18 protein-coding genes are annotated in these 20,654 nt (G+C 42.3%); 3 read left to right on the top strand and 15 right to left on the bottom strand.

The genetic code is table 11. The features are described 5' to 3' along the window. The first annotated feature begins 7 nt into the window (after positions 1-7). Complete coding sequence (locus QZZ41_RS13265; protein WP_295073080.1) at positions 8-565, top strand: sigma-70 family RNA polymerase sigma factor; 558 nt, start codon at positions 8-10, stop codon at positions 563-565. Next, positions 562-1,788, top strand: a complete 1,227-nt coding sequence (locus tag QZZ41_RS13260) for a hypothetical protein (RefSeq protein WP_295073077.1) — start codon at positions 562-564, stop codon at positions 1,786-1,788. The genes QZZ41_RS13265 and QZZ41_RS13260 overlap by 4 nt, the downstream gene beginning before the upstream one ends. A gap of 43 nt (positions 1,789-1,831) precedes the next feature. On the opposite strand, the gene QZZ41_RS13255 is transcribed toward QZZ41_RS13260, so the two are convergent. Further along, positions 1,832-2,965, bottom strand: a complete 1,134-nt coding sequence (locus tag QZZ41_RS13255; protein ID WP_295073074.1) for a hypothetical protein — start codon at positions 2,963-2,965, stop codon at positions 1,832-1,834. Between the two features lie 320 nt (positions 2,966-3,285). Here QZZ41_RS13255 and QZZ41_RS13250 point away from each other — a divergent pair, with 320 nt between their 5' ends. Then, the gene (locus tag QZZ41_RS13250) at positions 3,286-4,878 is read left to right on the top strand and encodes a sodium:solute symporter (RefSeq protein ID WP_295073071.1); all 1,593 of its coding nucleotides are present in this window, start codon (positions 3,286-3,288) and stop codon (positions 4,876-4,878) included. Between the two features lie 80 nt (positions 4,879-4,958). Here QZZ41_RS13250 and QZZ41_RS13245 read toward each other — a convergent pair whose 3' ends face one another. From QZZ41_RS13245 to QZZ41_RS13180, 14 genes are all read right to left on the bottom strand, one after another. Then, entirely contained in the window at positions 4,959-5,831 is an 873-nt protein-coding gene (locus QZZ41_RS13245) for a dockerin type I domain-containing protein (RefSeq protein WP_295073068.1), read from the bottom strand. A gap of 14 nt (positions 5,832-5,845) precedes the next feature. Further along, positions 5,846-6,523, bottom strand: a complete 678-nt coding sequence (locus QZZ41_RS13240) for a 5'-methylthioadenosine/adenosylhomocysteine nucleosidase (protein ID WP_295073065.1) — start codon at positions 6,521-6,523, stop codon at positions 5,846-5,848. A gap of 104 nt (positions 6,524-6,627) precedes the next feature. Next, a complete protein-coding gene (locus QZZ41_RS13235; protein ID WP_295073062.1) occupies positions 6,628-7,167 on the bottom strand; it encodes a hypothetical protein in 540 nt (179 codons plus the stop codon). Beyond that, on the bottom strand, positions 7,167-7,946 hold the full coding sequence (locus QZZ41_RS13230) for an SDR family oxidoreductase (RefSeq protein WP_295073059.1): 780 nt from the start codon (positions 7,944-7,946) through the stop codon (positions 7,167-7,169). The genes QZZ41_RS13235 and QZZ41_RS13230 overlap by 1 nt, the downstream gene beginning before the upstream one ends. 16 nt (positions 7,947-7,962) lie before the next feature. Then, positions 7,963-9,099: a DHHW family protein gene (locus QZZ41_RS13225; RefSeq protein ID WP_295073056.1), complete on the bottom strand. Its 1,137-nt coding sequence runs from the start codon at positions 9,097-9,099 to the stop codon at positions 7,963-7,965. 11 nt (positions 9,100-9,110) lie between these two features. Further along, a complete protein-coding gene (locus QZZ41_RS13220) occupies positions 9,111-10,490 on the bottom strand; it encodes an MBOAT family O-acyltransferase (RefSeq protein WP_295073053.1) in 1,380 nt (459 codons plus the stop codon). Then, on the bottom strand, positions 10,480-11,079 hold the full coding sequence (locus tag QZZ41_RS13215; RefSeq protein ID WP_295073051.1) for a toprim domain-containing protein: 600 nt from the start codon (positions 11,077-11,079) through the stop codon (positions 10,480-10,482). The genes QZZ41_RS13220 and QZZ41_RS13215 overlap by 11 nt, the downstream gene beginning before the upstream one ends. A 10-nt stretch (positions 11,080-11,089) precedes the next feature. Continuing rightward, positions 11,090-12,172, bottom strand: coding sequence for a DNA polymerase III subunit delta (gene holA, locus QZZ41_RS13210; protein WP_295073048.1), 1,083 nt, complete (start codon positions 12,170-12,172; stop codon positions 11,090-11,092). Further along, positions 12,172-14,226 (bottom strand): ComEC/Rec2 family competence protein, encoded by a 2,055-nt coding sequence (locus tag QZZ41_RS13205; RefSeq protein WP_295073045.1) that lies wholly within the window; start codon positions 14,224-14,226, stop codon positions 12,172-12,174. Before QZZ41_RS13205 ends, holA begins: the two co-directional genes overlap by 1 nt. Before the next feature lie 11 nt (positions 14,227-14,237). Continuing rightward, the gene (locus QZZ41_RS13200) at positions 14,238-14,777 is read right to left on the bottom strand and encodes a phosphoribosyltransferase family protein (protein ID WP_295073042.1); all 540 of its coding nucleotides are present in this window, start codon (positions 14,775-14,777) and stop codon (positions 14,238-14,240) included. Positions 14,778-14,789: 12 nt separating this feature from the next. Then, complete coding sequence (locus tag QZZ41_RS13195) at positions 14,790-15,146, bottom strand: histidine triad nucleotide-binding protein (protein WP_072949211.1); 357 nt, start codon at positions 15,144-15,146, stop codon at positions 14,790-14,792. A gap of 54 nt (positions 15,147-15,200) precedes the next feature. Continuing rightward, positions 15,201-17,828: an alanine--tRNA ligase gene (alaS, locus tag QZZ41_RS13190; protein ID WP_295073039.1), complete on the bottom strand. Its 2,628-nt coding sequence runs from the start codon at positions 17,826-17,828 to the stop codon at positions 15,201-15,203. Between the two features lie 450 nt (positions 17,829-18,278). Continuing rightward, a complete protein-coding gene (locus QZZ41_RS13185; RefSeq protein WP_295073036.1) occupies positions 18,279-19,709 on the bottom strand; it encodes a hypothetical protein in 1,431 nt (476 codons plus the stop codon). Positions 19,710-19,863: 154 nt separating this feature from the next. Beyond that, positions 19,864-20,654, bottom strand: a 791-nt coding sequence (locus QZZ41_RS13180) for an AMP-binding protein (RefSeq protein ID WP_295073034.1), incomplete at its 5' end; no start/stop codon positions are given.

Genomic DNA, 20,654 nt, shown 5'->3' with positions numbered 1-20,654 from the left:
GGATCATATGGACGATACCTCTATTATTGAACTCTACCGGAACAGAGATGAACGTGCTATATCCGAGACCGAGAAAAAGTACGGTAAGCTCTGTTACCGTATTGCAGAAAACATACTGAAACAAAAGGAAGATTCGGAAGAATGTGTAAACGACACATTTATGAAAGCCTGGAATTCTATCCCGCCCGATCGTCCTATGCACTTTTCTGCCTATTTATGCCAGATAACCAAAAGGCTCGCACTGTCCAAATACCGCTATAATACTGCAAACAAGCGTCAGAGTGACGGCTGCCTGTCATATGAGGAGCTTTCCGACATAGTATCCGATAAGCAAACTCCAGAAGATGCACGTATCATGTCAGAACTCAGCAATTCCATAAACGCTTTCCTTATGAGTGAGGATAAGCAAAATCGTATAATATTCATCAGACGATACTGGTATTATGACAGCATAGAAGCAATCGCTGAGTCATTTCAGCTAAATGCCAAAACAGTAGGTTCAATTCTTTTTCGCATGAGAAAGCGACTAAAAAAGTATTTAGAGAAAGAAGGTTTTGAGCTATGACGACCGAGATGCTTGATAAGGCAATTAACGGCATACGCCCCGAACTCATCGAAGAAGCCGCAGATATAAGTACTGTTGTCAAAGAGAAAGCTGAAAATCCAGACGCCGTAGTTCTTGTACAAGGCGTAGAAGCCTATCGCAGTCCTGTATGGCGAAAGCTTCTTGCAGCAGCTTCTGCACTTGTTCTCGTAGGAGGTGCAGTCACAGGCGGAGCATTAATAATTAAGAACCGCACAGCAAAGCCTGCTGACAACTTTAACGACACCACTTCTGCACAGCAGATAACAGAAGAATCAACTATTGCCCAGGCGGAAGAAGCTACAGAAGCTGAAGTTACTGAGATATCGGAGGAGAATACCGTCACTGAAACAAATTTTATAGAATTGCAGCTACATGAAACTCCGCATTATGCCGAAACACATGACGAAGCAAAAGAGCTTGCCGCTGAGCACAGTATTACTATCCCTTGGAACGAAAGACACAAATACAGAGTTGATACAAAGCATTACGCGGAGCTTCTGCAAAGTGACGGCTATGATATCAATTCTCTTGAAGCAAAAAGCTATATCTACCACATGATGCTCAACAGCTATCTTTACTATGATACCGCTAAAGGAACTATAAATTTTCCTTATTCCAATGACCTCTCACATTATACATCAGTAGATTTTCAGGATGATTTCAATAAGCGGGAAATCTATAATAAACATTCCAATTATTCTGATATTATTTCGGAAAAATTTATAAGCAGTGAAAAAGTAATAGATAAAATCTATAACGGTAATAATTACACAGTAATTCCAAATGATTGGCAATATGAGATAAAACTTACTGAAGATAACTATCGATATATTGACGTATCTCCTCCTGATTACAGCTTTTCAACATATATATGTAATGCGTTCATGGGATTTGAATTTAACGTACTCATGCCCGATCAAATAGCCTTACCTTGGCTAATGCGTTTTGAAAACTGGCAAATAAATAATATATCAGAACGTATCGGCAGAACAGTAGCCGAATTATCTGGAATTAACGATAAAGGCAATGATTTTACTCTCGCTGTTGATATTTATACAGGAATACTTATCGAATATACAGTCAGCAGCAACGGAACAGTTATTGATTATTTAAAAACGACAGATCTTCAGGTGGATATCCCTGTCGAGCATATCGAGCCTGATCTTACAGACTTCACAAAGATCGAACTTTTTAAAAAATAATAAAAAAACGCTTCAGTGTTGAACTGAAGCGTTTTACTTATATTTACTGGAATATAGGCGACTCACTCACGAGCTTGTCCCTGTCCCATTTCTGTATTTTTTTCACACCGTCAGCACAGGTAAGTATACCTTTTCCGTGGCGCAGGTCACTTTCCCACTCGCCTTCAAAAACATCGCCGTTTTTAAAGTAAAAAGTACCCTTTCCATGTTTGAGGCTGTTTTCAAAACGTCCTTCAAACCTGTCTCCGTTACTGTAACAGAAAACGCCATGACCGCTTTTTACGTTATCGCACCATTCACCGTCATACTTGTTTCCGTTTTTGTAGCTGTAAACGCCGACACCGTTTCTCATATCGTTTTCGTATTCGCCTTCGTACACATCGCCGTCAGCAAATCTGAAAACCCCTTTTCCCTGCTTTACGCCTTCATTGAAGCAGCCTTCGTAAACATTGCCGTTTGTATAAGTAAAGACACCTTTTCCGTGCATTTTTCCCGTAAAGCCGACTTCGCCCTCATATCTGCCGTTATCGAATTCGATAACTCTTTTAGCATCTGGAGAAGGCTTTGGTGTACCGCTGATAAGCTCCTCTGTGATGACCTTTCCCTCTTTATAATTACGCTTATAAACGCAGTTGTCCTCACGAGTCTTGAAAAGAGCTTCGCCCTCAAGCAGACCTTCTATCCATTCACCCTCGATGACATCGCCATTTTTGTATGTAAAAACACCTCTGCCGTGATATCTGCTTCTGCTCCATGAGCCAACGTACTTCGCCTTTCCGTTCTCATAGAACTCAGTACCCTCACCACATTTCCAGCCATACATCCATTCCCCGTCATATTGGAGCTTGCCTGTCTGCCAGTACTGCTTACCATTGCCGTGAAATCTGTCGTCCACGAAATCTCCTGCATAAACAAGGGACTTACTTGCCTCGTCACCCTCGCCCTGTCCGATATCATAATAACCCTTTGCATATTTTCTTCCGAAACCGCAAAGCTTGCCGTCTTTCCACTCGCCGTCATATTCAATGTCAAGGTCGTTAATAAATACTCCGCGTCCGTCGGGCTTTCTTGATGAACCGACATGACCTGAATACATACCTGTACCCAGCACAGAGCTTGAATAATTCATATTATTTGCTATACCTTTGCTAACTTTAAGAAAATCCAGCATTCCCATATTATCTTCTCCAAATCATCACTTTCAGATCTTTAGGGAGAATCTGACGAGTTGTATTATTAAATCCATTATTAAATTAAAGCATAATTCATCGCTTCTATTGTACCATATTGCAAATACAAAGTCAATAATACACGATTTAATTTTTACAGTTTGATTGGTATAACAAATTATTTACGTAAAATAGCTATTTTTCATAATTAGGTATTGACAAATTATGAATAATATAGTATAATTAGACGTGGTTTATAACTTTAATCATTTAAAGCTTTACAGGTTTATCATTTTACACTGTAAGCTACTGAAAGGTCGGGATACAAATGGGCGCAAAAGTCGCTACATTCGTCATACTTGCCATTTACATCGCTATAATGGTAAGTATAGGAATTTACATGTCAAGGCGAACTAAGTCATCTGAAGACTTCATGCTTGGCGGAAGAAATGTTGGTTCATGGCTGACAGCATTCTCATACGGAACGACTTACTTCTCAGCAGTTGTTTTCATCGGATATGCAGGTCAGTTCGGCTGGATGTACGGAGCATCAGCAACATGGGTAGGAATAGGCAATGCGTTGATCGGCAGCCTTATACCATTCTTCCTCTTAGGAAAGAGAACACGTCTTATGACAAATCACCTCGGAGCCAAAACAATGCCTGAATACTTCGAGCATCGTTTCAACTCCACAAAACTCAAAACAGCATCAGCACTTATCGTATTCATATTCCTCATTCCTTATACAGCATCTGTATACAACGGACTTTCCCGTCTGTTCGGAATGGTATTCAAGCTTGGCGAAAACGGTCCAACATACATAATCATCGCAATGGCTGTACTTTCTGCCATATACGTAACACTCGGCGGATACAAGGCAACAGCACTCAACGATTTCTTCCAGGGCATCATCATGCTCATAGGTATCGGAACAGTCGTAGCACTTACAGTACAGAAGAAAGACGGTCTTTCTGCTGCACTTGATGCGCTCAACACTATTTCCGACGGTAAGACCGAAACAGGTACCCTCGGTTCAATGTTCGGACCTGATCCGATAAACCTTCTCGGCGTCGTTATCCTTACTTCACTTGGTACATGGGGACTTCCTCAGATGGTACAGAAGTTCTACGCTATCAAGGACGAACAGGCTATCAAGAAGGGTGCAATAATTTCCACATTCTTTGCTATCGTAGTAGCAGGCGGCTCATACTTCATGGGCGGATTTGTAAGACTCTACTGCACACTTGACGGTACAGACGGCTCGGGCAGAGCACTTATTGATACAGTTGACGGAAAGCCTGTATACGATACAATGGTACCTGCACTTATACATCAGGCACTTCCAAGTATTCTTATCGGACTTGTTGTTGTACTCGTTCTTTCTGCTTCACTTTCAACTCTTTCATCACTGGTACTTACATCAAGCTCAACACTTACAAACGATCTTATCAAGCCACGCATCAAGGGCTTCGATGACAAGCATCAGGTAAAGTTCATGCGTATATTCATTGCAGTATTCCTTATAATCTCCGTAATAATCGCCTGCAACAAAAACGCATCAATCTCAACACTCATGTCCTACTCATGGGGAGCACTTTCAGGTGCATTCCTCGGACCATTCCTCTATGGTCTGTTCATGAAGAAGGCATCACCTGCTGCTTGTGCAGCAAGCTTCATCACAGGTGTTGGCATAAGCGTAACACACATGGTACTGTTCAGCATGAATATCGAAGCATTCAGCGGACTCAAGCAGTCCATAATCGAAATGAACTGCCCGTTAAATCTTCTCTCACCTATCAATGCAGGAGCATTTGCAATGATCGTATCACTTATTATCGTACCGATAGTAAGCAGCTTTACAAAGGCACCTGAGCAAAAGGTAGTTGACAACGCATTCAGCAGTCTCAATAAGTCATTATAAAAAATTATCGGGAACATTTTCATGTTCCCGATTTTATTTACAGCAACAAAAAAGCAGCCATAAGGCTGCTTTTTATATTATCACTTTCTGTTCTTTACGAAATCATTGAGTGAAGAAGTACCGTCACCTGAAGAAAGGTAAGCATAGTAAGCAAGGAGGTTACTTGCATCAACAGAGTCAACAAGACCGTCACCGTTGATATCAGCAGCAGCTCTCTGATTACCGTCAAAGATACCGTCCTTACCTGATGAAACTCTTGAATACTCCTTCATGATACCTGAAACGTCAACAGAGTCCCACTTGCTGTCGTTATTGATATCGCCGAGCTTTCTGTCAGAAGCCATTATAGCAAGCGGCTTGCTGCTATCGATAGGATCATACTCCTTGAATGTACCGTCACCGTTACGGAGAATGATACCGCTGAAGTAAGCACCGCTGCTGTAAACCTTGAGGTTATATAAGCCGCCCTGAGCATTATCATCGAACTTAGCCTTGAAGCAAGCAAGCGGATATGAATCGGACTTCTCACCGTTAAGCTCCATAGGCTTTTCAGAAGAAACCTTTGAGTAGTTTACAGCGATCATATTAAGATCCTCAAATGTATTGAGGTTCATGCTGTCATCAGTCTCAAATCCCTTATAAGGAGCACCCTTGTAAAGCTCATTAGGACCTGTAAGGTCAGAAAGCTTGAGTGACTTGTCAGCAATAGCCTTAACGAAGATCTGACCTGCCTTCTTGCTTTCGTCCTTTATGTATACAGCACATGGGATAGCCGAAGTATTTTCCTTTGTATTTACAAAGATACCGCCAAATTTAAGTGTTTCAACACCGTCAGCCTTATCATCTACAGTAAAATAAACAGATGGTGCCTCATCAGCTGCATTTACAGTAAATGCTGAGACCATACCGGCAGCAATAACTGCTGATGACATAATTGATAATAATTTTTTCATGATTAAAACTCCTTTCAGAGCAGCTCAGCCATACGAAGTACTATCTCCGCAACTCGCTTAGCTGCGATCTTTTCAAATTCGTCAAACGACATTGCTCCCTCATCATCTGCATTATCTGAAATGCAGCGCACACTGACATAAGGAAGCTCATTGAGAAAACAGCAGTGACCAACTGCCGCACTCTCCATATCAACGGCATAAGGATCGAATTTTTCCTGTATAGCTTTTTTTACAACATTGCTTGTAATAAAAGCATCGCCCGAAACGATACGGCCTCTGAAAGACTTAACGCCAAACTCTCCGCAAACCTTTTCAGCAGTATCCATAAGCGCGCCATTCGCCTTGAATACACCGCAATAGGGTGGATAATCCTTGAGGAAATGAAGGTCGAGATCGTGAGGAAGAACTTCTGTGGATATAACGACATCGCAAACCTTAACTGCACTGTTCATACCGCCTGCGATACCCGTATTTATCACACAATCGGGGTGGAAATTATCTATCATGACCTGTGTACAAACCGCTGCATTCACCTTTGCTATACCGCAGCAGGCGTTTATCACAGTTTTGCCGTTTTTGGTGTTGATGTAAAAGTCGAAGCCTGATATGTGCTTTATTTCTGCTTCACCGAGAATTTCTCTGATATCAGCAAGCTCTGATGGCATTGCTCCGATTATTGCAATAGTATTCAAAATATCACTCCTAAGTCAAATTACTTTTTTATTATAGCACATAAATATTAATAAATCAAGTATAAAAGAAAAGACCGCAGCCGCTTTGCAAAAAACGGTCACGGTCATCTTTTTTTACGAAATTTAGGCATAAGCCTTTTCCGATAGAGGTTATACATAACTACAAGATCGATATCATAGACAAGAAATACCAGATTGGATATGCCGAGCATTATGTAAGCCCCGTATTTTCCAATCTCATCAAATTCCTCCAGCATCTCATCAAGTCCGAAGATATAGACAGTAACGTAGAAATAAGCTATGATACACACATTGAAAACAGCAAGCTTTATCAAAAGCTTAATAAGCTTCAGCGGTATCTTCTCGATATAAAATCTGAGTATTGGATAATGTCCGAAGAACATTATAAAAACAAGAGCCGCTTCCTTATCGAATGTTACGAAGATCGACAGCAGGCTGACGGCGAGATAAGTAAGGAACGCCCAGCCTGTGTTGACTTCAACAGCGATTATCATAAGAAGTATCCCTGCTATCCCGGGAAGCAGCAGATAAAGTACAGGAATTACTCCTGCAAGAAACATCGTAACAAGACAAAGAGCGGAAACGATGCCACCGAGAGCTACTCTGTAGCTGATATCTCTCATTATTTCAATGCCCTGTCCTTCCCGTCCGAGGTCTTTTTAGCCTGCTGAACATTGTATACGATAGCTGAAAGTATCTTATAAGGCACAAATCTTGAAGCGAAAGCACCAAGCTTTACGGTAAGTCCGGGAATAGCAAACAGCTTGCCTGTAAAAGCCTTATGCAGAGCGTATTCAGCGGCATAATCAGCAGTTATGGGCTTTACTGAAAAGCTTACGCCTGCGCGGTTATTGAAGTTAGTAGCAACAGGTCCGGGACAGAGAACAGTGATAGTAACATTCGACTTTGATCTGCGGAGCTCCTCATATATAGCGATAGAGAGCTTGAGCACATAATTCTTGGTAGCGTAATATGTTGCCATGAGCGGTCCCGGCATAAAGCCTGCAACAGAAGCAACATTGAGGATAGTACCGTAATCCCTTCTCTTAAAGTCGCGCAGAAAAAGCTTTGTAAGTATATGAAGAGCCGTTACATTAAGATCTATCATAGCAAGCTCGTCATTCATATCAGTCTCATCAAATTTACCGAAAAGACCGTATCCTGCATTATTGACCAGCATATCCACATCTTTTCCCTTGCAGAACTCGTAAACTCTGAATACCTCTTCACGCTTTGAAAGATCGGCAGCGATTATCTCAGTACCCTTTCCGATAGTTTTCTGCATTTCTCTGAGCATACTCTCATTGCGTCCCGTCAGGATGAGCTCCCAGCCTCTCTTTGCAAGTTTTCTTGCAATACTCTGTCCGATACCTGATGTTGCACCTGTAACTAAAGCCTTCATAAGATCAGATCCTTTCTTAAAAAGATATTTTTTCATCAAGATCATTGATACCGAAAAGGAACAATGTCTGTCCGTAATTGTTTATGTTTATGATATCAGCAAGAGGTCGGTCAAGCTGATCGGGAGATACGACAATGATCTCGCTGTAATGCTGAATAAGGAACGGAATGAAACAATCCCCATAGCTGTCCTTGATAACGAGAAGCTTTTTTTCGTTCTGGTTCGACGTTTTTATTTTAAGCACAGGCACATCTTCTCCGAGATACATCGAATACTTATCACTTGAACCAAGCCTGCTCCTGTCATAGATCTCCCCTTCCGACACCGAGCCGTCATTGAGCACTCTCTCGCAGGATACCACCTCGGCACCGTCAGGATAATAGTATATATCAAGTATATCAGCCTTTGGCTTATCAGAAAGAGTCCTGTTATAGAGATCACCCCTGAAGCTGTCCGAAACGTGTTCAATGGAATACTTGTCATAAGAAGTTGGCTGAAAACCGAGCTTCTGTATCACAGTCTTATAAACACAGTATGCCCCATAGCTTGTCCATTTAGTATCATTGCGGTAGAAAATGTAGTTATCCTTCATCATTTTAAGGATATTGTAAGCATCGATACAGCGAATCTTACTGCTAAGCTGTTCATAAAGTTCATTTATACGCTGACTGTCCGAGCGGCTTATAAAATCCGAAGGAAGGATATCACCGTATATCCCCGTAGACGACGGGATAGCAGCAAAGTAAACTGTTGTAGTATCCTTATACTCCTTTGAAAAGGAATTGACAAAGCTTATATTATCCGAAAAAGCCTTTTTATCCTGTTCAGGTATGACTGTATCAAGCAATCTTTCACTGCTGACGTAGACACCGTTCACAATACTCTCAGTCATTTGCTCCTGCATACGGTTGCTTGCATATATCCATTTACTGCGTCCCACAAAATGGTCCGTTACATATCTGTCGGTCTTTTCAGACCATTCTCCATTGTACATTTCCTTAAAAGAGGGCTCAGGCAAAGCTGAAAGCTGTCTGTTTTCATCAAATGACCACTGTATCTTTTCCCCGAAAAGAGACATAAGGCTCAATGAAGAAATGACAGTCAAGGATAATACAGCCGTAATGATACTCATTGTCCTGTTAAGCTTATTCACATTACCCCTCCTTACAAATAGATAAGAATCATATCCGAGCTTCCGCTGTATGAGATAAGTGCAGTGCATATGATAAGCGTTGCCACAGCGATCAGAGGTGAAGCAACAGCAATAATATTATGTATCTTTACCTTTCCCGAACGTACCATCATATTTCTGAAAAGGCTCGTGGAAGCATACATAGTTATCAAAAGAAGAACAATATACGATTTCAGAAGATAGAAGAACTTCGCATCTGCTATCACGCCATTTCCGCCTAACATCGCCAGAAGATATTTTACAGAAAAAGCAAGGCTGTCTCCCGAAAGGAATACCGTACACAGTATTACCACAAGGAAAGTATAAATAATACCTGTAAATTTCATTACCTTCTCAGGAAGCACATAGTTTTCAATAATGAGAGCAATACCCATTATTAATCCCCATATTACTCCATTGAATGAAACGGTATACCAAAATCCGAAAAGAGTCCATCCGCCAACAAATACTATCTCTCTTATCCATTTTTTTGTACACGCACTGTACAGCGGCTTGGTAATGTACCTTCTGAGCCACTGTATTACCTGCGACTGCCACCGTGCGGCAAAGTATTTTATTCTTGTACTGAGCAGCGGATAATTGAAGCTCTGAGGGAATTTCAGACCAAAGCAGTAAGCAATTCCCGTACCCATATCAGCAAATCCCGACAGGTTAAAGTAAAGGCAGAAAAGATAAGCAGTAATGCCTGTCCATGCAGTTGCAGCGGAGATACTGCTCACGTCGCTGCTTCGTACAGCAGAATAAAGCATATAAAGATTATCCGCAGCGATCACCTTTTTAGCAAGACCCTTTATGAACAATGACATACCTATACCGATATTTGTAAGGTTTTCATTGCGGCTGTCAAGTACTTTGGCAAACACACCGTATCTGAGCAGCGGCCCCATAATAAGTCTCGGGAAGAACATGATATAAAGCGTATATCTGACAAAGCTCATGTCCGCCTTTATTCTTCCCTTGTAGGTATCTATGAGCGTACCAATGGCAGAAAGAGTAAAAAAGGATATTCCTATGGGGTAAAAGCCTTCAGGCGCATGAAGCATATCATGCAGCCACATAAAGTACTTCGTTCTGAATCCGAATATCATTATCAGGTCGAATATGATACCGATAGTGAGCGGTATCGCAGCAAGCTTCTCGTTTTTTCTCAGCTTGCCTATCGTTTTGCCGAACAGGAAATTCACAATGGAATAAGCAGCGATATATAAAAAGAAATAGAGACTTATAAAGCAGCAGAAAGCCATACTCTCAAAAAGCATTACATATTCTCTGAACCTTTTCGGCGTCAGATAATAGAGCAGCAGAGCAACCGGCAGGAACCCGTATATAAACATCAGACTGCTATATACCATTGTTTTCCTCCTTTATCTTCTCCGTCAGCTCCGCAAGTTCACTGCTATTCATCATGGTACACAGCACCTCCACCAGAGCACCTGCGGAAAGCTGTCTCGGCAGCCCGAGACTGACCTGAAGCTTCTCACGGAACATACTGCTGTTTGCACTGCCGCTGAGTCCAAGCTCATAGAGCGTGAGCTTAGTAATATCTGAGCGTGTACCCTTTTCGGAAGCAGTGATGCCTGCCTTTCTGAAAGCCTCTTTCAGAATATCCGCATCTATTCCCTCAACGCCTAGCTTTCCCTCGGCGGAGGGCTTAGTCTTGCGTTTTTCCTTGCCGAAAACATCGGGGATATACACATTTGTTATCCTGCCGCTGCCAACAGCTCCTTTGATATAGCCGCGTATCTTGCGACCTGCCGCATCAGAATCCGTGAGTATGATAATACCTGTTTTATTTGCATAATAGCGGATAAGCTCAAGCTTTTCCGTATCCTTGAAAATACCGAAGCCGTTGGTAACGATGATAACAGCGTCAACTATCGACGAAAGCTTTATCTTATCGTATTTACCCTCCACGATAATGGCTTCATCTAACTTAATCATAAGACCTCCGCTAATTTTTAGTCATAAGCATTTTAGTCACTGTCTGTTCAAGTACAGTTTTTTCGTCGCAGCCCCCTGAGTTAAGGGTGATATTGGTATCCCTCAGTATCCTGATACACTCCCTCAGCCTGCGTATGCTCATTTTCGAGCTGTCACGGAAAGCATTCTTCACCTTAAACTCCCATACATAAGCGAAATCCGCTTTCACATCAGCAACCTGTTTTCCGCATTTTCTTGCACATGAAGCACGGTACATATCAATGAACGAAGCAGTTATATTTGCCAGTACAGCACCTCTGTTGTCCCTGTCCTGCATAAGTTCATCAAGAGCCTCGAAAGCTGCCCTTTTATTGAATGCAGAAACAGCGTCTGCCAGCTTGAAAAAGGTAACATCGCTCTGCCTGTGAACGAGATTATGGATAATATCCGCAGTTATCTCGCCGCTTCCCGCATAAGAGCAAAGCTTGTCTATCTCATTCTTTATGGTAAGGGTATCGGACTGACACATCACAGCCAGCTCACGGGCATTGTCAAGGGATATAAGGCTGCCTCTTGCTGAAAAGCTTGCAGCGATATCCTTGGCGAGCTCATTTTCGCTTTTGATAGGACACTCAACAAGCTCACCGTTTTTCTCTGCAAGGTCAGCAAGCTTCTTGTTCTTATCCTTGATAGTGCTCCTGCCTGTTTTATAATCAGTTTTTACCGCTATCTCAAAGCCTGTAACATTGAATATGACCACAGTCTGAGACGGTATATCTTTAAGTACTTCCAGAAGCTTTTTATTGAGATCGTCACTGCGCAGACCTGCCATGTTTTCACGGGGCTTTTCGCAGTTATAGTCATTAATGAGTATACAGTTGTATTCCGACATCATAGGCATCATCTGTATCATATCATAAAGCTCGGAGGTATCGAGATAACGACCGTCAAGCTTATTGAGAGCAAACTCCTCATTGTCCCCCACCGCAGCCTGTATTATCTGCTTTGTAAGCTTTTCCACCTCGGGGATATTCTTGCCGAAAATATAATACAGATTTTTCAGTTCACCTTTTCTGAGCTGAGCCTTTATAGTCTTAGGATCAGTCTGTGGCATCAGAGCCTCCTTATCATGCAGCTGCCCTTCTCCGACAGCACTATCTCAAAATTATTGTTATCGTCAAGGCAGATAATATTATCCGCGCTCTTGTCTGTATCCTTTGGAGCTTTTCCGTAACACACTGCAATATCACTGTCAGAAGCATTTATATCCGCAGACTTCACAAAAGCTATCTCACCGTTTTTGTCACCAACAGTAAGTATGCCGTCATCATACCTTATATGAAGATCATCATGTTCTATGGACACAGCCTTGTCATGGAAATACATCATATCCTTACACGATGCACCAGTTATATCCGTATCGCTGAATACGAACCATTTCCCGATATCAGTGAATTCCAGTTCCTTATCATATGAAGCAAAAGCCGATTGCACCTTTGCCGTGAGCACAGCGTTTTCAGCCGCTGAAATACCGTTTCTCATAAGGTATTTTCTCACATAGGAAGCCGAGCGGTAATTACCGCTGAGGTCGATTATATCCGTACAGCCGTCCCTGCACACCACAACCGCAGCATTATTGCCCTTTCCGAGAACAGCTACTGTGAGAACGGAATTCTTCATTATACGATGAACTCCCGAACCTATAAACACAGCTCCCACCGATAAAGAGATACATATACTGATAAATCTCCTGCTGCGGAACAAAGCAGCTGCAACAACAGTCATAAATGTACATATCAGAAGTATAGCGACTATGGTTTTGCTGTCGCAGGAGAAATGCGTCCACCTTATATGAGCCAGTCTGTCCGACATCTCCAGTATAACATCATTTATCAACTTTGAAACAGGTAGCAAGTCAAACACGCCGCCTGTAAGCGCGTAAACAAGTCCGATCACCATTGACAGTGAGCAAAGCGGCACAACTATGAGATTAGTCAAAGGTGATATAAGCGACGTTTCGTCAAAGAACAGCACAGAAAACGGGAATACGCACACAGTAGTGCATAACATCACCGCAAAGCTTCTTATCAGCTTTTGAAGCGGCTTTTCCTTCGGCATAACATTTGTCATATACTGTGCAAAAACTCCGATACCAAAGGTACCTGCAACTGACAGGATAAAGCCCTCATCATAAACAACATATGGCTGTAACAGACATATGAGTAATACAGCTCCTGCCAGCGAATTAAAGGTATCGTTCTGCCGTCTGAAAAGCCTTGCCGCATACATGAAATTCATCATTATGGCAGCTCTCACAGCAGAAACAGGATAGTCAGCCATAGCCGTAAGGAATATAAGGATAAGCTCCATTGCGATAAATGAGAGATACCTGTTTACATGAAGTATACTCAGCAGCGTCATCAGAACAAATACGGCAACCGAAACATGAAGTCCCGAAACAGCCAGCATATGCCCGATACCGCTGCGGTATACAGCCGTTTTCAGATTTTCGTCCATGCCTCGCTTTTCGCCAAAAACCATGCCTGCAAGCAGGTCACCACTGTCCTTGCCAAGCTCGGTACGGAAATCGAAAATAATATCCTCCCTGTAGCCGACAATAAGCTTTTTAAGTCTGCGGCTGTCCCTTGTTTCTACTCTTACACCCTCGGCATTTCCGATACTCAGAAAAACTCCATCGGACTTATAGTATCTTTCGCTGTCAAAGAGATAATCCTTTGACGGCTTTGAAAAGTCACAGCTTTCTATGGAAATGATATCGCCGTAGTCCGCCTCACAGGAACTGCTGTAAAAGCTGACTTTTGCAGATATATCATCATTTATCCTGCCGCTGAGGATATATGACGCGCTTCCGCCCTCATAGCGAACGACATTGGCTACTTCACCTTTAAAGCTTCCGCTTTTGCCGTCCATAGCGACCGCAGGATAATATCTTACGGCAGAATAAGCCGAAAAGACGCAAATTGCCGCCGCGAAGAATACTCCAAGAACTATATAGTCGCCTTTCTGTGCTCCGTACTTTCTGACAATAACAAGTGCAGCAGCTATCATTGCCGAAAGAACTATCAGCAGCGCAGGACTTGTAAAAAATGAAGCGAAAAATAATCCCGCCATATACGCTGCCGCAGCACCAATCATTTTTCGCTTCATAATTTTATTCCTTATTTAAAGAAGAGAGGTAATTTCTCAAGGAAGATGATATCCTTTCTGTCAGCAGCATCACCCTCAGCGAGAACAGCCGACTTACCTGTGATATCTCCGCCTGCCTCAGTTGCAAGCTTTTCAAGAGCAGTAAGAGACTCGCCTGTGCTTATAACGTCATCAACGATGAGCACCTTCTTGTCCTTGAGCATCTCAGCTTTTTCCTGAGAGAGATAAAGTGTCTGCTCATCAGCAGTAGTTATAGACTTTACAGTAACAGCAATAGGATCTGTCATGTAAAGCTTTACGGACTTTCTTGCAACCACATAAGGTTTGCCGCTGCTTCTTGACATTTCGTAAGCAAGCGGGATACCCTTAGACTCAGCAGTAAGGATAACATCGAAATACGGAGACCTTTTAAGAAGCTCACTTGCAACAGCCATAGTAAGCTCAACATCAGAGAACATTACAAAAGCCGCAATATCTATCTTGTCGTTGAGAGGACATATAGGCAGCTCTCTTTCAAGACCTGCAATAGTCATTTTATAAGTATTTGCCATAACATCTTCTCCTTATTCAGTCTTGCCGAGAGACTCAGGTCCCCAGCCCATTTTAACGCCTGCAAGCATATGGAAGTGAAGATGCTTGACTGTCTGACCTGCGTCATCTCCGCAGTTATTGATTATACGATAGCTTTCGATACCCTCAGCCTTAGCTATCTTGGCAGCAGCCTCGAATACCTTTGCTACAGCATTTGAGTTTTCCTCAGTGATCTCGTTTGCGCATGAGATATGTACCTTTGGTATTATCAGATAGTGAACAGGAGCTATAGGAGCGATGTCCTTGAAAGCAAAAACAAATTCGTCCTCATAGACCTTTGTACTTGGAATTTCGCCGTCAATGATCTTGCAGAATAAACAATCCATAATAATTCTCCTTTGTATCAAGATGTACGGAGCGGAGATACCGCTCCGATATATTTATTAAAGTGATGCGCTTACTATTTCTTCAAATTTGCCCATAGCTTCATCGATCTTGGAGATATCTCCTGCACCTGCCATAGCACCGTCAGGCTTTCCGCCGCCCTTACCGCCTGTAACAGCAGCTATCTCACGAACGATCTTGCCTGCGTTAGCACCCTTTGCAACAGCGTCCTTTGTGCAGACACAGTAGAAAGTACCCTTTTCGCCGATAGTACCTGCAAAGAGAGCGATTATAGCTTCGTCCTTGTCCTTTACGCTGTCGCCGAGCTTTCTGAGAGCATCGGGAGCAGAGCCGTCCATTCTTGCAGAAACTATCTTCACGCCGCCGACTTCCTTTGCATTGTCAAAGAGAGCAGCAGTCTTTGAGTTAGCTATCTGCTGAGTAAGGCTTTCCAGCTTCTTGTCCTTCTCCTTAGCCTCAGCTGTCATAGCTGCACACTTCTCGGGGAGCTCTGTGATATTAGCCAGCTTGAGAGCCTTTGCGGACTTGATGATAGTATTCTTGAACTCGTTGAGAAGAGCGATAACGTTCATACCTGTTACAGCCTCGATACGTCTTACACCTGCTGCAACAGAGCTCTCAGAAACTATCTTGAAAAGACCAATCTGAGAAGTATTTGATATATGAGTACCGCCGCAGAATTCAACTGACTTGTTTGCAGTTACAACGCGGACAGTATTGCCGTACTTTTCACCGAAGAGTGCCATAGCACCAAGCTTTCTTGCTTCCTCGATTGGCATTTCCTGCATAGTAACAGGGAATGCAGACATTATCTCAGCATTTACTATATCCTCGACTCTTGCTATCTCCTCCTCAGTCATTGCACTGAAGTGGTTGAAGTCGAAACGGCAAGCCTTTTCGTTAACAAGCTGTCCTGCCTGATGAACATGATCGCCGAGCACCTGTCTGAGTGCGTGCTGGAGAAGATGTGCAGTAGTATGGTTACGCATGATAGCCATTCTGCGGTCTTTTTCTATCTGAGCAAGTACCTTGTCGCCCTTTGAGATGCTTCCCTGCTCCACAGTAGCGATGTGGAGGAAATGTCCCTCAGACTTTATAGTATCATCAACAGAAGCGATATTCGCACCATTGATTATCATACCTGTGTCGCCTACCTGTCCGCCGCTCTCAGCGTAGAAAGGAGTAACATCGAGAACGATAACGACATCATCGCCCTCTACAGCAGTTTCAACTTCATTGCCGTCCTTGTAGATGGCAAGTATTTCAGCATCCTCAGCCTCAAAATCGGTATAACCTGTGAATATAGTAGCAGGAGCGTCTACCTTTATGCTGTTGTCAGCCCATGAAGAACCAGCCTTAGCAGCGTGGTCAGCCTTAGCTCTTGCTCTCTGCTCCTTGGCAAGCTCTGTAAAGCGGTCACGGTCAACGCTATAGCCCTTCTCCTCGCAGATCTCTTCTGTAAGGTCTATAGGGAAGCCGTATGTATCGGAGAGCTTGAATGCATCGTCACCTGAAAGAACTTTACCGCCCTCAGCAGCAAGCTTTTCTGTGAACTGATTGAGAAGCTCAGTACCCTTGTCGATAGTCTTTGCAAAAGCTTCTTCCTCAACACCGATGATCTTCTTGATGTAGTCGCGCTTTTCAGCAAGCTCGGGATAAGCATTTGCATTCTCATTTATAACTGTATCACATACCTCTGTAAGGAAAGGTCTCTTAACGCCTAAGAGTCTGCCGTGACGTGCAGCTCTTCTGAGCAGACGGCGGAGAACGTAGCCGCGTCCCTCATTTGAAGGAAGAATACCGTCACCTACCATGAATGTTGTGCTTCTGATATGATCGGTGATAACACGGAGAGAAACGTCCTTCTTAGCGTCCTTCTTGTACTCAACACCTGCAATTGAAGAGATATGCTTCATGATATTCTGAACGGTATCAACTTCAAATATATTATCAACGCCCTGCATTACGCAAGCAAGTCTTTCAAGTCCCATTCCTGTATCGATGTTCTTGCTCTTCATCTCAGCATAGTGACCTTCACCATCGCTGTCGAACTGGCTGAAAACGAGGTTCCATATCTCGATTACTCTGTCGCAGTCGCTTGCCTGCTCGAAGCTCTCGAAAGGACCGTAAGCCTCACCGCGGTCGAAGTGTATCTCAGAACATGGACCGCAAGGACCTGAACCGTGCTCCCAGAAGTTATCCTTCTTACCGAGACGGATAATTCTTTCGTGAGGGATACCGATATGATTTTCCCATATCTGTTCAGCTTCATCATCGCTCTCGAAAATAGTTATCCAGAGCTTTTCAGCAGGGATAGCGAGAGTCTTTGTAAGGAATTCCCAAGCCCACTCGATAGCCTCAGTCTTGAAGTAATCGCCGAAAGAGAAGTTACCCAGCATCTCGAAATATGTACCGTGACGAGCTGTCTTACCAACGCTTTCGATATCGGGAGTTCTTATACATTTCTGACAGGTGGTAACTCTCTTGTTCGGAGGAGTAGCCTGTCCGAGGAAGAATTTTTTAAGAGGAGCCATACCAGAATTTATAAGAAGAAGGCTCTTGTCGCCCTGAGGCACAAGAGAAGCACTTGCCATTCTTGTATGGTTCTTGCTCTCAAAGAAAGATAAATACTTTTCACGTAGATCGTTAAGACCTGTCCACTGCATAAAAATGATCTCCTTTTAATTAATTCATAATTCATAATGCGTAATTACATCACGCATCAAGGACACTGTTACAGTTTAATCCGTATTTCCGAATTAAAACAAAAAGAGCCCCGCCGCCATAAATGGGACGAAGGCTTTCGTGGTACCACCCAAATTCAAAAGGAACAAATTCCTTTCCTCGATATCCTTAACGCAGAAATACGCCCCGATTTCTCAGAGTAGCTCAGGGGTAGCACCTGTATCATGCGTAAAAGCTCACACCTACCGCTTTCTCTCTGCACCGCATTTGTTACAGTCATTCCCGTCATTGCTATACTTTATTATTATAACGCTGTTTCACTCAAAAGTCAATGGTTTTGCAAATATTTCTGAAAAAACTGCTCATATCAAGCCATATGATTTTAAAATCTCAAGATTTTTTTCTTTTACAGCTATTTTTTCCTACAGTTATTATATTTTACTTGCAAGATATTCATTATTTTTTTTCATTCTATTTTTAATTTCTTCCATTGTTTTTTCATAATCACTTGCATTATTATATATTTTATCACGTTTTTGGATTTGCTGTATTCTAAAATCATTGATAGTATCTATGTAGTTTTCAAGTGAATTTAGATTACTTCCATATTTTACCGCATATTTTTTCTCCAAGTCGCTCCAATATGCAAATTCATTCATCATATCACTGTGGTCGTCAATTACAAAATACAATAAACCTTCATTATTCTTATCTTCATTATGAAAATCCTCGTCAAATGAATAAATACGAAGGTTTGAGTTATAACACCAAAAATACTTTATGCATTCTTTAAGCGAATTAACGCTATCCAAAACAGGTAAAACATATTTTTTTAGGTGCCTCAGAGCCAACTCTAAAGCAGATAGCAAAGTTTCGTTATCATCAAAACTATAATAAGACTGTTTTTCAAAAAAGCTTTTTCCGTCCGGATCCTCATATAAGTTTTTCATCCAATACTTTTTGGTATCACTTAACCAATTAGTATTAAACAATATACTTTGATCAAAATTTATTTCATTTCTATATATAGTTGCCACACCTGAATATATTATAAACTTTGTTTCACTGCCTATTACTTTGGCAAATGTGATTATATGCAATATTTCATTGTTTATCACTCTAACGAGATACGGATATCTGCATTTTATTGCCTTAAATCCTAACGGTTCAAGTGCTTCGCCAAATAACTGCTTAAATGCTGCATTTAGGGTAAGCTTTTTTGGCTGAGTTTCGACCGTTTTGCCGTTCTTAGACATAGTTATAAAAGACCTTGCCGACTTAAAATCAAGGAAAACACAATTTGTATCTATTTCATCTGCATCTTCTGCCGAAAAATTAATATTACAGGAATCCATACCGATGATCGGTGCAAGCTTTGATACCCCGTCTTCAACGAAGACTTCATCCGAGCTGCATATTTGGGTAAACTGTTCCCATGAACTGTCCTTACTCAGAAATGACTTCCATATCTTTTCCGACGGCTGCGGAATATCATCGCCGAAATAATCATCAGCTCGTCCGATCGTAAACGTATCAGCTTTTTTACCGTTTTTGTCATACAATTCCAATATAGCACAGTCGCTGTCGATACAAACTGTATTTACACAAACTGTCCCAAGCATTTTCGCAAGTCTGCCCGTGTCCTTTTTAGATTCTGCATTTCCCTGTCCATAGGATTCCGAGGTTATTGTCACCCAATTGCAGTTATCAGCAAATTTCAAGATATATGAAAGTTCGCTTTCATCATCGTCACATGGAATATAGCCTTCTTCTGCCATTTTGCTACAAAAATTCTCTATAAATTCTTCTCTGCCGAGCTTTTCGTTGTTGTATATCTGAGTAGATGTAAAAAAGTTTCCCATATTAGTTCTCCTTGAAGAAAAAGCTGTCTTTATATAAGTATATAGCATATTACTTCTTATGTCAATCAGCGGTAAAGAACTCCCGTCAGCCTGTGAAAAAGTTAAGGGAGAACCTTTCTGCGGAAAGATCCCCCCCTTATTATAAACTATAAATTTATGCAGTAACGATACTGTCTGCCTTGTGGAGCTTGAGCTTTTCAACTGCCTGCTCTCTCATTTTGTACTTGAGTATCTTTCCTGCTGCATTCATTGGGAATCCATCTACAAAGTCCACATACTTAGGGCACTTGTGCTTTGCCATACGTGCAAGGCAGAATTCCTTTATTTCCTTTTCAGTAGCAGTCTCGCCGTCCTGGAGAACGATACAAGCCATTATCTCTTCGCCGTAATCCTCATCAGGAACACCGATTACCTGTACATCCTTTACCTTAGGATATGTATAGAGGAAGTCCTCTATTTCTTTTGGATAGATGTTCTCGCCGCCGCGGATTATCATATCCTTGATACGGCCTGTTATCTTGAAGTAGCCGTCAGAAGAACGTCTTCTTGCAAGATCTCCTGTATGGAGCCAGCCTTCGGGATCAATAGCTGCTGCAGTTGCTTCGGGCATCTTATAGTAGCCCTTCATTATATTGTATCCTCTTGCTACGAACTCGCCGTCAACGTCGTCGGGAACTTCCTTATTAGTCTCGGGATCAACTATCTTGCACTCAACTCCGAAGATAGGTCCGCCGACTGTATTTACGCGCTGTTCAAGGGTATCTGTCGTCTTGCTCATGGTGGTAGCAGGTGAAGCCTCGGTCTGTCCGTAAGTGATGCATATCTCGCTCATGTGCATCTTCTCAACTACCTCTTCCATTGTCTTGATCGGACAAGGCGAACCTGCCATGATACCTGTTCTCATGTATGAGAAATCGGTCTTTTCAAAGTCAGGGTGTCCCAGCA

This window comes from Ruminococcus sp. (assembly GCF_016283395.1).
The sequence above is the reverse complement of the archived record's forward strand: the minus strand, read 5'-3'. Positions and strand labels throughout refer to the sequence as shown.